This window comes from Pedobacter sp. CG_S7 (assembly GCF_040544395.1).
Taxonomy (GTDB): domain Bacteria; phylum Bacteroidota; class Bacteroidia; order Sphingobacteriales; family Sphingobacteriaceae; genus Pedobacter.
Genome location: NZ_JBEONS010000021.1, coordinates 30,669 through 43,343, shown reverse-complemented (window position 1 = coordinate 43,343; position 12,675 = coordinate 30,669). Strand labels below are relative to the sequence as shown.

At 36.2% G+C, this 12,675-nt stretch carries 11 protein-coding genes; 7 read left to right on the top strand and 4 right to left on the bottom strand.

Features of this window, described 5'->3' with window-relative positions:
- The first annotated feature begins 1 nt into the window (after nucleotide 1).
- Complete coding sequence (locus AAKU52_RS11915; RefSeq protein WP_354333703.1) at nucleotides 2–1,234, top strand: ABC transporter permease; 1,233 nt, start codon at nucleotides 2–4, stop codon at nucleotides 1,232–1,234.
- A gap of 3 nt (nucleotides 1,235–1,237) precedes the next feature.
- Nucleotides 1,238–1,618 carry a hypothetical protein gene (locus tag AAKU52_RS11910; protein ID WP_354333701.1) on the top strand — a complete coding sequence of 127 codons (381 nt, stop codon included), beginning with the start codon at nucleotides 1,238–1,240 and terminating at the stop codon, nucleotides 1,616–1,618.
- Here AAKU52_RS11910 and AAKU52_RS11905 read toward each other — a convergent pair.
- Nucleotides 1,615–2,463, bottom strand: coding sequence for a menaquinone biosynthesis family protein (locus tag AAKU52_RS11905; RefSeq protein WP_354333699.1), 849 nt, complete (start codon nucleotides 2,461–2,463; stop codon nucleotides 1,615–1,617). The two genes, AAKU52_RS11910 and AAKU52_RS11905, sit on opposite strands and share 4 nt — an antisense overlap.
- Nucleotides 2,464–2,498: 35 nt before the next feature.
- A complete protein-coding gene (gene mqnB / locus AAKU52_RS11900) occupies nucleotides 2,499–3,131 on the bottom strand; it encodes a futalosine hydrolase (RefSeq protein WP_354333697.1) in 633 nt (210 codons plus the stop codon).
- 75 nt (nucleotides 3,132–3,206) lie between these two features.
- On the opposite strand from mqnB, the gene AAKU52_RS11895 reads away from it, so the two are divergent.
- Genes AAKU52_RS11895 through AAKU52_RS11880 form a run of 4 tightly spaced genes read left to right on the top strand, consistent with a single transcriptional unit; the run spans nucleotide 3,207 to nucleotide 8,898 of the window.
- The gene (locus tag AAKU52_RS11895) at nucleotides 3,207–3,617 is read left to right on the top strand and encodes a 6-pyruvoyl trahydropterin synthase family protein (RefSeq protein ID WP_354333695.1); all 411 of its coding nucleotides are present in this window, start codon (nucleotides 3,207–3,209) and stop codon (nucleotides 3,615–3,617) included.
- Between the two features lie 13 nt (nucleotides 3,618–3,630).
- Nucleotides 3,631–4,266 carry a GTP cyclohydrolase I FolE gene (folE, locus tag AAKU52_RS11890; RefSeq protein WP_354333693.1) on the top strand — a complete coding sequence of 212 codons (636 nt, stop codon included), beginning with the start codon at nucleotides 3,631–3,633 and terminating at the stop codon, nucleotides 4,264–4,266.
- Nucleotides 4,267–4,272: 6 nt separating this feature from the next.
- A complete protein-coding gene (fabD, locus tag AAKU52_RS11885; RefSeq protein ID WP_354333691.1) occupies nucleotides 4,273–5,157 on the top strand; it encodes an ACP S-malonyltransferase in 885 nt (294 codons plus the stop codon).
- A 24-nt stretch (nucleotides 5,158–5,181) separates the two neighbouring features.
- Nucleotides 5,182–8,898, top strand: a complete 3,717-nt coding sequence (locus tag AAKU52_RS11880; RefSeq protein WP_354333689.1) for a sensor histidine kinase — start codon at nucleotides 5,182–5,184, stop codon at nucleotides 8,896–8,898.
- A gap of 10 nt (nucleotides 8,899–8,908) precedes the next feature.
- Here AAKU52_RS11880 and AAKU52_RS11875 read toward each other — a convergent pair whose 3' ends face one another.
- Nucleotides 8,909–9,817, bottom strand: coding sequence for a DUF8428 domain-containing protein (locus AAKU52_RS11875; protein WP_354333688.1), 909 nt, complete (start codon nucleotides 9,815–9,817; stop codon nucleotides 8,909–8,911).
- Nucleotides 9,818–9,991: 174 nt separating this feature from the next.
- Between AAKU52_RS11875 and AAKU52_RS11870 the strand changes: the two genes are divergently transcribed.
- Nucleotides 9,992–11,524, top strand: a complete 1,533-nt coding sequence (locus tag AAKU52_RS11870) for a glycoside hydrolase family 10-like protein (protein WP_354333686.1) — start codon at nucleotides 9,992–9,994, stop codon at nucleotides 11,522–11,524.
- A gap of 8 nt (nucleotides 11,525–11,532) precedes the next feature.
- On the opposite strand, the gene AAKU52_RS11865 is transcribed toward AAKU52_RS11870, so the two are convergent.
- A complete protein-coding gene (locus AAKU52_RS11865) occupies nucleotides 11,533–12,675 on the bottom strand; it encodes an acyltransferase family protein (RefSeq protein WP_354333684.1) in 1,143 nt (380 codons plus the stop codon).

Genomic DNA, 12,675 nt, shown 5'->3' with positions numbered 1-12,675 from the left:
CGTGAATACGCCATTTTATATTGCCCGCAGGTATCTTTTTGCTAAAAAATCAACTAATGCGATTAATATAATCTCGACTATCTCGGTGTTGGGTGTATTTGTAGGGAGCGCGGCTTTATTTATTATTCTTTCTGTTTTTAATGGCTTTGAAGAAGTTGTGCTGAAAATGTACAACACTTTTACACCACACCTGGTTATTGCCCCGGTAAAAGGGAAGACCTTTGATCCGCAAACGCCCTTTTTCCGGCAGCTACAAAAGGATCAGAAAATTTTCTCCTATACAGAAGTTCTTGCAGAAAATGCCCTGTTAAGGTATAAAGGCAGGCAGTCTGTGGGCTTAATTAAAGGGGTAGGCCCAGCATATTTAAAAAACCCAAGTTTAGACAGTATCACTATTCAAGGGAAATTTATGCTCCAAAATAAGGCCGGGGCACATGCCGTAATAGGCTCTGCTATCCAGAATTATTTGATGATCAATACCAATGATCCACTTACACCGTTACAGATATTTTCACCTAAAAAAGGTAATCATTCTAGTTCAGTGAATCCGGCTGATGATTTTACTATGGAAAGTATTCCTGTTTCAGGTGTTTTTGAAGTGCAGCAAGATTTTGATAACATTACTATCGTACCTTTATCTTTTGCCAGGGAGTTACTTCAGGAAGAGAGAAACATCTCTTTCATTGAAATAAACTTAAATAATGGTATAGATGCAGATTTGTTTAAGCAGGAAATTGAAAAACAGATTAATGCTGGTTTTGTTGTTAAAGACAGGCTAGAACAGAACAAAGTTCTTTATAATATTTTAGGTACTGAAAAATGGGCTGTATATATTATTCTTACTTTTATATTAATTATAGCTATTTTTAATATAATTGGATCTTTAACTATGCTTGTTCTAGATAAATTAAAAGATATTGCTGTTTTAAGCAGTTTAGGTGCTGGTAAAAGTTTAATTAAACGTATATTTCTTTTTGAAGGAATGATGATTACCATGACAGGGTGTATATTTGGACTTTTAACTGGGGTTGCTTTTTGTTTGGTGCAACAAAAATTTGGCATAGTAAAGCTGTCTCAAGAAGACCTGCTGATGCCTAATGCTTACCCTGTAGCGATAAAATGGATGGATTTATTGCTTGTATTTTGCACCGTAACACTTTTTTCTTTTGTAGCTTCTGCTTTGTCATCAAACTTAAGTGTAAAAAAGATGAATCATATAAATCAAGACCTTTAAATCATGAAGAACATCAAAATATTAATACTGTTGTCAATTGTTTTCTCCTTAACTATTTTTGCCTGTAACTCTAATGTAGAAGACCAAAAGGCCGGTGATGATATCAAAGTAATAAAAGGTTTGTATAGTTATGGCCCTGAAATTAAATCGTTCAGAGACTGTGAAGAGGGCAGGGAATACTGGGTAGCTGATAGTGCTAAAACTTTAGAGCTTGCATATAGTAACCTTAATTATGAAAAACCTTATTTACCAGTGTATATTGAGGTAGAAGGACGAGTAGTAAAGTCTGACAGCCTAACGGTAAATGCAAATTTTGATTCAACACTTGTTGTGACTAAATTGATCAGGATTACAAAGGAAATACCTGATGGCCCTTGTAATTAATAACCTGGGGTAACATAGATATAATTTGAAATTTTAGGAATAATCTTTTTTGATTGTGCCATTTCAAACAATTTGTCGACCGCTTTACGGCCTTCTACGCCTAAATCAATTGAGTATTGGTTTACGTAAAGTTCAATGTGTTGATACATTACGGCTTCATTCATTTCCTGGGAATGCTGGCGAATGAAATCAATACCAGATTTTGGGTTTGAAAACGCATATTCAACAGATTTTCTTAGAACTCTATTCACTTTCTGCTGTACTGCCACATCCAGATTTCTGTTCACTACAATTCCACCCAAAGGGATGGCACAACCTGTTAGTCCTTCCCAATAGTTACCTAGGTCAATAATTTTATACAACCCTCTATCACCATAAGTAAACCTGTTTTCATGAATAATCAATCCTAGGTCAATCTTACCATTTAACAGGGCATTTTCAATATCAGAAAAAACGAGCTCCTGTTTATTCAGTAAATGAGGAAAAGCAATTCCTAATAAAAAATTAGCAGTAGTAAATTTACCGGGTATCCCAATTCTTAAATCTGCCGATAATTTATTTTGATGAAGCAGTGTTTCATTTTTGCAAATTAACAAAGGCCCGACACCAAAACCCAGTGCACTGCCAGCATCCAGAAGAGCATACTGATCCAATACATAGGCCATTGCATGGAAACTTAATTTAGTTACATCTAATTCTCCCCTCATCGCTTTGTTGTTTAGGGTTTCCACATCATCAAAAAACACGTCAAAGTTTAAACCCTCGGTATCTATTTTATGGTGAATAAGCGCGTCAAAAATAAAAGTATCATTTGGACAAGGAGAAAAGCCTATTGTAAGTTTCATGGGGGTAAATTTAAGTATTGGTGGTGCCCGGTTAGTTATGCATTTGTCAAAAATTCAATTGCCCAATCATTCAAGTTTTTTATGGCAAGTTCAATTTTCCATGTTTCTTTATTTCGCTCTTCCACATAATTTGAAATACCTCTAACCTGTAAACATGGAATACCGGCTTGTTCGCAGGCATAAAATACTGCTGCTCCTTCCATGCTTTCCAATTTAGGGTTTAACCTGGCTTTTACTTCATGAATGTGTTTTTTATTGCCGTGAACTTTATTTACGGTTATACCATTAACCTTTGGCAACTGGTTAAGGCAATAAATTTCATTGCTGAAGTTGTTTTCAAATTTACTTTTTCCAAATCCAAGTTCATCAATAGAGATAAATGAATCCTTATTTTCTGCGCCAAGCTCAGCAAACTCGTCAGAAATGACGTTTAAAACACTACCTAAGGGGATGGAATAGTCAAAGGAACCGGCGATACCTAAGTTCAAAACCAGGTTGTAATCTGCAGAAAGGTGCTTGCCTAATGTATAAGCAGTAGCCGTCATACCCACCCCTGTAATGAGGAGATCAAAGTTCGGTGACTGCAAAAAAGCTGCAGGAGGAAGATTAAAATGGGTATAAACAGCGGCAATTTCAGGAATGGTGGCGGCAACAACAAGTATCTTCATTTATCTAAGTTATTAAATTGCTGGTAAATCGCTACTTAAACCTTTCTGTGTATATTTGTAGTCAATTTATAAGAAATGATTTATATAACACGCAAGGCATCTTTTAATGCTGCACATAAATTATCTAGAACAGACTGGTCTGATGATAAAAATGCAGCGGTTTTTGGGAAATGTGCTAATCCAAACTGGCACGGACATAACTATCAGCTATTCGTTACCGTTAAGGGCGAGATTAATCCTGAAACTGGCTTTTTAGTAGACCTAAAGTGGTTGAAAGATATTACCAATGAATATGTGGTAGAGAAGATTGACCACAAAAACCTTAATCTTGATGTAGATTTTATGAAAGGAAAGCTTGCATCCACAGAGAACCTGGTGATAGCCGTTTGGGAGCAATTATTACCGCATATTGAAAAAGGCGGGGCAATATTACATAGTGTAAAAATTTATGAAACCGAAAACAACTTTGTTGAATACTTCGGATAAAAACATAAGCTTAATGAACAATAACATACAGGACTTTACTGAAGAAGAGAATGACGGGTATATTAAAATAGACCGTTACAACGAAAGTAAAATAGCATCTATAGCCGATCATTACAAGGATATTTTAGCCCAGATTGGCGAGAATCCTGAAAGAGAAGGATTGCTGAAAACCCCGGAACGAGTGGCAAAATCGCTGCAATTTCTTACACATGGCTATGACATTAATCCCGAAGATATATTGCGCTCTGCAATGTTTAAGGAAGATTACAGTCAGATGGTGGTGGTTAAAGACATTGAGGTTTTTTCGATGTGTGAGCACCACATGCTACCGTTTTTTGGAAAAGCACATGTTGCCTACATTCCAAATGGACATATTGTTGGTTTAAGTAAGATTCCAAGAGTAGTTGATGCTTTTGCACGCCGATTACAGGTGCAGGAGAGACTTACCAATGAAATTAGGGATTGTATACAGAAAACATTAAACCCTGCGGGGGTTGCTGTAGTGATTGAATGTAAACACCTTTGTATGGCGATGAGGGGTATTCAAAAACAGAATTCGGTAACCACAACTTCTGCCTTTACCGGCCAATTTGCTAAAGAAACAACAAGAGCAGAATTTTTAAGATTAATTACCGCTAATTTACATTAGAAGTTTATGAAAGCATATTTATTTCCAGGGCAAGGCGCACAATTTTCTGGCATGGGCAAAGAACTTTATGAAAATAAAGAAGCCCGTAAATTATTTGAGCAAGCAAATGAAATCATTGGTTTTAGAATTAGTGATATCATGTTTTCTGGATCGGACGAGGAATTGAAACAAACGAATGTTACTCAACCGGCAATTTTTTTGCATTCTGTTATATTAGCAAAGACGTTGAAAAGTGATTTTAGGCCTGATATGGTTGCAGGACATTCATTAGGAGAGTTCTCTGCCCTTGTTGCTGCATCGGCTTTATCTTTTGAAGACGGGCTAAGGCTAGTGATTACCCGCGCTAATGCCATGCAAAAAGCTTGTGAAGTTCAACCTTCAACAATGGCTGCTATTCTTGGTCTTTCAGATGAAATTGTAGAAAGAATTTGTGCCGAAATCCCTGAAATTGTTGTGCCTGCAAATTATAATTGCCCGGGTCAGCTGGTTATTTCCGGGAGTATGGAAGGAATCGCAATTGCATGCCAGAAATTAACTGAAGCAGGGGCTAAAAGAGCATTGAAGTTGAATGTGGGGGGCGCATTTCACTCTCCGTTAATGGAGCCAGCAAAAGTTGAACTGCAGACAGCTATAGAAAGTACAAGCATTTTGGTTCCAATTTGTCCTATTTATCAAAACGTTGATCCAAACCCAAATACAGATCCTGCACAAATTAAATTGAATTTAATTACACAATTAACCGGTGCAGTAAGGTGGACACAAACCATCACTAACATGCTTGCCAATAGCGCTAATGAGTTTGTTGAAGTAGGACCAGGAAATGTATTGCAAGGATTAGTGAAGAAGGTAAATAGAGAAGTAAAAACCAGTGCTGCTCTAATTACGATTTAATTTTAAAATTATAGATTATTTGCTGTGAGCATAGGATTAAAAATTAGAATTCTTCTCCTGATTATGAGCATGTGCTGTCTTGTTACGGCACTATCGTTGAGACATTCTGTTTCCAAAAAAGACCTTTTGCAACATGAGGCAAAACAACTTCAGGAAAATCTTTCTAAAAGTGAACGGCTTGTTTACGACCTCTTGTCTAAAAAACAAGAGGTTGAAAAAATAAAACAATTTCATACGAATGAAGATTTAGGCTTAACATTTATTAAAAATTACAGTAGCAAAGGAATTAATGTGTTAACCTATAAGGATAACGATCTTAAATTCTGGAGCTCTTCCATGCTTTCTCTTCCCTCCAAATACCAGATCAGAGAAGGCACCTCTTTTCTGCAGTTGTCGAACGGTTGGTATGAGGTCATCAAAAAATCGTATGCAAATTTTCATGTCGTCTTCCTTATCAGCGTTAAAAATCAATTTCTCATAGAGAACAAATTCCTTCAGAATGAAATTTCTAAGGATTTACTTTCTTCAAGTTCTTTAAGTCTGGCATCTTTTATCGATTCGGAAGTTTATGTAATAAAAAGTATTAATGGTAAATTGCTTTTTGAAGTAAAGCTTAATCCAGGCTATTCAAAAAGATTATATGCCTCGATAGAGGTGTGGCTTTGGGTAATAGGGTTGTTTAGCTTTACGCTGTTTTTTAATGCTTTTTGTTCCTGGCTGGCGAGAAACGGCCACCTATTTTTTGCTACGGCCCTATTGATTCTATTCTTTTTAATATTGAGAATTAGTGATTTAGAGTATGGGTGGTTTAATTATCAGTTTAATCTCGAAATATTTAGTCCAACAGTGTATGGAGAGAGCTTTTGGCTTCCTTCTTTAGGTGACTTCTTTTTAAATGTTCTTTCCTTTACCTGGATATCATTGTTTATTTATACCTATAAGGATAAGTATTACTTTCCTGAATGGTTTAACAAAAGCAAGGTTTTAGGCTTGCTGTTCCATATGCTGCTATTGCTGCTTTTTTTGGGTTTTGCATACCTTAATGACAGCATGTTTTCAGGGCTTGTCTATAATTCAAAAATCAATTATGATATTACCAATATCATTAACTTAAGTTGGGCAAGTTGGATTAGTATCATTATCTTATGTTTGGTGTGGTTTAATATATTTTTAATAACCAGCACTTTGATGCTTTTTAGTCTTAAGTTAAATGTTACCAACAGGGAGCGGCTTATTTTGTTCCTTATTGCTATTGCAGGTTATTTACTTTATAGACTTAGTGCTGGCTTTACCGTATTTTTTTTCGGCTATGCCCTATTTCTTTATCTTTTGGGCTGGAATATCTACATTCAGAACGGTAGATTTTCAGTCAAAATATATGCGGCTATTTTCTTTTGTCTGGCCTTAATTTCTTCCATTAAGCATATCAAGTACCAAGAGATTAAAGAGCGAAATAAGCAGTATAATATCGCTCAAAAGTTACAATCTACTGATAACCCCAGAATTATTAGTTCTATCGAGGGTTTAGAAAAAGGGATTTACTCAGATCAGTTAGTACTAGACTTTTTTAAAATAAAGGCGTTAAAGAAGGAAAATGGCTTGGAGAAATTGATTAACAAAAAATATTTGGATAGTTATTTAGCGCAATTTGATTATAAGTTATATACTTTTAATGCCCTTGATTCTTCCTTAAATTCAATGGAATCGGTTCGATTGAGTCATTATAAAAACCTGGTTCAATCAGGTTCTGTTAAAGTCTCTAATTTTTTTTATAGGCTCAATGACACCTTTGGTTACCAAAGTTATTTTGGCATTATCCCCATATTTGGAAATAAACACATTCTAGGGACATTGGTTTTAGAGCTAAAATCTCAACAATACAATTATAACAACCAGTTTCCTGAGCTATTGGTAGATGGGAAAGTGAAAAGTAGTGATGATTTTAAGGGTTATTCTTTTGCCTATTATAACCATGGGGTGTTGGTTAACCAGTCTGGAAAATTCACATATAAACTAACAGATATAGATTTTAAAGGTAAAATTGAACAACCAGTTTACTTTAACGACCAAGAGCAAGGTTACAATCACATGGTTTATAGGCCGAGCAATTTTAAAACTATTGTAATTAGTGAAGAAAAGATTTCATACGTTACGAGCCTTGCCATTTTGTCTTTCTTTTTCCTGGTCTTTATTCTGTTCTCTGTTGCGCTTTACATTTTGATCTGGGTGGTAAAAAACATTGATGAAAGCTGGGGTGGCTGGTTCAACATTAACCGTTCTTTAATGATTAACGCGAATAAAATCTTGTATAAAACGCGTATACAATTTTCGATAGTATTATCTGTTGTAGCCACTTTACTTATTGTGGGCTGGACTACCTTTTTCTACATCAGTTCAGAATATAGGAACCAGCAGGATGATGTGATTAGAGAAAAGCTTCGTAAGGTGCAACTTTTATACGGCAAAAAGATGTATAGTAGTGGCATACCTAAAGTTACAGATCAATCTATAAAAGAGTTTAATCAGTTTTCGGATGTTAACTCCACCTATTTAAATCTTTTTGATGTGGATGGGAAGCTTTTATATACCTCTATTCCTAAAATCTACGATTACGGAATCCTGGCAAGAATCATGTCCCCGAAGGCTTTTATTTATTTAAGCCATTTTCAAAGGTCAGAATTTTTTAGTCCAGAAGAAACTATTGGTGATTTCACCTATTCTGTAGCTTATGCGGCCATCAGGAATGCAGAAAATCAAACCGTTGCGTATATCGGCCTACCATATTATGGAAATGAAGTCGACTATCAGTCAAAAATTGGTTTATTTATCAATACACTTATCAATATTTATGCCTTGGTATTTGTGGCTATTGGTATTTTGGCAGTTTTTTTGGCCAACCAAATTACCAGCCCTCTAACCTTTATCCAGGAAAGTATTAAAAAGACTAAGTTAGGACAAAAGAATCAACCTATTTTATGGTCAAGGCATGATGAGATAGGCTCTTTGATAAAGGAGTATAATAAAATGATTGCAGCGCTTGAAGAAAGTGCTAAAAAGCTGGCAAAGTCTGAGCGGGAGAGTGCCTGGCGGGAAATGGCCAAACAAGTAGCGCATGAAATCAAAAATCCTTTAACACCATTGAAGTTAGGTGTTCAGTTACTGGAGAAATCATGGAAAGAAAAAGACCCTAACTTTGAGAAAAAATTTGAACGCTTTAATAAATCCTTTATTGAACAAATAGATAGCCTTGCAACAATAGCATCAGAATTTTCGAATTTCGCTAAAATGCCAGACACAAAACTTCAAAAGTTGAAATTAATTCCGGTGGTGCAGCAAGCAAGCGACGTTTTTATTAACGATGCAAACGCAAACATCCATATCGTAGATCAAACCAGTGAAGAAATCTTCATTATGGGCGATAAAGACCAGCTGCTACGTACTTTTAACAACTTATTGAAGAATGCAATTGAAGCTTCCTTTTTAAATAAGGAATGCCTTATTTACATCAAACTCGGGAATGACCATAAGAAAGTTTGGATAGAATTATCTGATAATGGCAAAGGTATAGACTATTATTTGCAGGATAAGATCTTTGCGCCTAATTTTACCACCAAGTCTTCAGGTACAGGATTGGGATTGGCATTTGTAAAACAAGCGGTAGAAAATGCAGGAGGCACAGTTGAGTTCAAATCAGTCATTGATAAAGGCACCACCTTTTTTCTAAGTTTCACTCTAGCCTAGTTTTACGCCATTATTTTAGATTGATGGAAGATCTACTCATTGTTTCGCCATCAGCATAGAGGATAACGGTATAACTTCCCTTCATGAATTCTTTAGGATTAACCCAAGCCATATCATAAAAATCAGAGTCATTTTTATGGGCAAGTATGCTCATCTCACTGTATTGCATTTGTTGGTTATCAGCATCAAACATATTATTTGCATCGGCCACTAGATTGCCTGCAGGGTCAAATACGCGCATATATATCTTGTAGTATTTTTTTTTAGCCAAGGTATTAGGCGCAATATTAAATTTAACGATTAATTTTTTTGCAGAACCAGCCTGGTTAACTTCTACCTGTTTACCGTTTTTTTTTACTCTATAAGCTGAAACTTCCATATTAAAGGCCTTAAGTAAGGAAGCTGCTTTTACCTTTTCTGTTAGCTCTGAATTTTTCTTTGCAAGATTTTTCGCTTTTTCGTTAACGACCTGAAAAGAGGTAAGTAAATTGTCGCGCTCAGATTTTAAATTTTTGTTTTCTTCCTGAAGTTTTACAATTTCTTCACTAAAATTTTTCACGAATTCTTTTAACTCTTTTACTTCTTTTTGTGCGTTAAGGAGCTCGCCTTGAGTAAATTGTCCCTTTTGCAAAGCCAGCTTTAATTCCGCTATTTTTATTCTGGCAAGTTTTTGTTCTTCCAGCAGTTTATCTGTTAATAATATATTAATGATATTGATTTTATCAAGTTCTACCTCAATTTTTTCTACTTCTAATTTTAATCTATCTTTTTCGGTATTTGCACTAACAAAACGTTCGCTTTCATGTTTGTCTCTAAAATAGAGGTATGCATTTGTACCTAATAAAGCTACGATAACGATAATAAGAAAATAAATCTTGTTACGGTCGCCGGAATTATTGGAAACTTTTTGGTTTAACATTTTAAATTACGGTCAGTTTTTTTGCTAGGGATTCTTTGGTTTTTCAATCAAAAGTCTAACTTAAGATAAAAAATACAAAAAATGGGTAAAAAAACGCCAAATTTGTATCAGACTAAATAAATAATCGTTTAATTGCTAGAATCGAATACACACAAAACATCAAAATTATATAGAATGCTTAGTAACATTGTTTATGCAATTGCAATTGCATTCATTTTGCCCTTAACGCTATCGGCACAACAAACAATAAAAAATGCTCCCAAAAGAGAATTTAGAGGTGTTTGGGTGGCCACTGTCTCAAATATTGACTGGCCGTCGAAACCGGGGTTGAGTGTAGACCAGCAGAAGCAGGAATTTATTGGGCTTTTAGAGCAGCATCAAAAAAATGGGATGAACGCCATTTTGTTACAGGTAAGACCGGCAGCAGATGCTTTTTATGCTAAATCCAGAGAGCCATGGAGCCAATGGTTAATGGGCCGGCAGGGGATTGCTCCTGCCTTTGGTTATGACCCCCTTGAATTTGCTATTAAAGAAGCTCACTTTAGAGGGATGGAATTACATGCCTGGTTTAATCCATACCGCGCTACTGTGAGCCCAAATGCCATTATCAGTAAAGAGCACATGACTGTAAAACGTCCGGATCTGTTTTTCACTTATGGCGGTAAAAAACAATTTGACCCAGGTTTGCCTGAAGTCAGAGCTTATATAGTACAGGTTATTTTAGATGTTGTAAAGGGCTATAATGCAGACGGCATACATTTCGATGATTACTTTTATCCTTATCCCATTTCTGGTCAGACGATTAAAGATGGTGAAACCTTTTCAAAATACAATAATGGCTTTACGAACATTAAAGATTGGCGCCGTAATAATGTTGACTTGTTGATTAAGATGCTCGATGACAGTATTCACCATTACAAGAAATATATGAAATTTGGGATTAGTCCTTTTGGTATCTGGAAAAATAAGGGTGAAGATGTTTTAGGTTCAGAAACAAATGGTCTTTCGAATTATACGGAATTGTATGCAGACTCAAGAAAATGGATAAAGGAAGGGTGGGTAGATTATATCAATCCACAGATTTATTTTAGTTTCACAAGGAAAGCAGCTCCATTTGCTACTTTGGTAGATTGGTGGAGCGACAATACCTATGGCCGGCATTTGTATATAGGACAGGGAGCTTACCTGATGAATCAAAAGATGGAGGCAGCATGGCGTTTACCCAATCAAATTCCTGATCAAATTAGGTATATGCGTAATAATAACCGGGTTCAGGGTAGTGTTTTCTTTAGTTCAAAATCTTTTTCTACTGTTGCCCGTGCAACAGGTGATTCTTTGCGAAACGATCTTTATAAGTATCCTGCGCTGCCACCACAGATGCCATGGTTGGATGATATAGTGCCTAATATACCTAGAAACATAAGTGTGGTGGCTAAAGCGGATGGCATTTACCTGAACTGGGAGCGCCCATTGCATGCATTAGATGGGGAAACTGCATCTGGTTATGTTATTTATCGTTTTGAAGAGGGCGAGAAGATTAGTGTTTTAAATCCAAAGAATATACTTAAAATAAGTTTTGAAGATTATACTTCTTTTATTGATACCGATGTTGAAGGTGGTAAAAGATACACTTACCTGGTTACTGCATTAGATAGGCTTAAGAATGAGAGTGAAGCTAGTGATCCAGTAGGTATAGAAGCTCTTTAATAGGGCTTCTATACTTTAATAAAGATCTTTTTCTTATACATAATCCATAGAATGCATAACCAAAATATGATTTGTGTTAGTGCCCATACTAAAGAAGCATTGACTGGTGAGAAGTTCGGCTTGTAAAAGCTTTGGTATAACCATAGTTGAACACCCAGCTCTGTTCCATCAGCCATGTTTACCTTAAACATATTCATTGTTCTTGGAAGTAAGCCAGATAAAAAAAATACGGTAATGGCATTTACCCCGTAAACTACAAAAGGGGTTGTAAACCGGGTGTAACGCTGCACATCAATAATCCAATAGCTGAAGGCTAAAATCATAGTCGCCAAACCCCCTGTGTACAACACAAAGGAGCTTGTCCATAAGGACTTATTGATAGGGAAATTTAGATCCCAAAGTAAGCCGGCAAAAACAGCGGCAATACCTGCAGAGAACAACCATGCAATTTTTGTAGCAGGCTCAACATCTTTACGTCTAAGGTAAATTCCAACAAGCACACCAAATAAGCCTGAAGCAATGGCCGGAATGGTGCTGAACAAGCCTTCTGGGTCCCAGGTTTTAGCCGACTTCCACAAGTGTGCTTCGGTCAGTATAGACCGGTCGATCCAGGCGCCTAAGTTTGTTTCTTTTTCTAAGTTAGCATAGCCAACATTGGGTACAGGAATAAAAGTCATCATGACCCAATAAAATGCCAGTAAGCCAATAAAAATTCTAAAGATATTTTTTTCTGAACTTTTGAGGAAAATTACCGCAGAAAAGAAGAAGACCAAGCCAATTCGTTGTAAAACCCCGGGTATTCTTACCCCTTGCAGTGCTTCAATAGGGGCTATGAAGACTTTCGGGTATAAGGAAAGGAACAATCCCAGGCCAAATAAAATCAGTGCACGTTTTAAAGCTTTTAATAAAATTTGATTATGCATTGCTGGGTCAGCTTTTTTAGTACCCATGGCATAGGTGATGGAAACACCTACGATGAACAAAAAGAAAGGGAATATTAAGTCGGTTGGTGTACAGCCATTCCAACTCGCATGCGCTAAAGGACTATAAATGTTTCCCCAATCTCCAGGGTTATTCACCAGGATCATGGCGGCAACTGTAGCCCCTCTAAAAAAGTCTAGTGATAGTAAGCGTACTGATTTATTTTCCAT

Bases quoted from the DNA above. Each gene is read 5' to 3' on its own strand.
- AAKU52_RS11865 (WP_354333684.1), bottom strand. From the start codon at position 12,675: ATGGAAAATAAATCAGTACGCTTACTATCACTAGACTTTTTTAGAGGG.
- AAKU52_RS11910 (WP_354333701.1), top strand. From the start codon at position 1,238: ATGAAGAACATCAAAATATTAATACTGTTGTCAATTGTTTTCTCCTTA.
- AAKU52_RS11870 (WP_354333686.1), top strand. From the start codon at position 9,992: ATGCTTAGTAACATTGTTTATGCAATTGCAATTGCATTCATTTTGCCC.
- AAKU52_RS11895 (WP_354333695.1), top strand. From the start codon at position 3,207: ATGATTTATATAACACGCAAGGCATCTTTTAATGCTGCACATAAATTA.
- AAKU52_RS11905 (WP_354333699.1), bottom strand. From the start codon at position 2,463: ATGAAACTTACAATAGGCTTTTCTCCTTGTCCAAATGATACTTTTATT.
- folE (WP_354333693.1), top strand. From the start codon at position 3,631: ATGAACAATAACATACAGGACTTTACTGAAGAAGAGAATGACGGGTAT.
- mqnB (WP_354333697.1), bottom strand. From the start codon at position 3,131: ATGAAGATACTTGTTGTTGCCGCCACCATTCCTGAAATTGCCGCTGTT.
- fabD (WP_354333691.1), top strand. From the start codon at position 4,273: ATGAAAGCATATTTATTTCCAGGGCAAGGCGCACAATTTTCTGGCATG.
- AAKU52_RS11875 (WP_354333688.1), bottom strand. From the start codon at position 9,817: ATGTTAAACCAAAAAGTTTCCAATAATTCCGGCGACCGTAACAAGATT.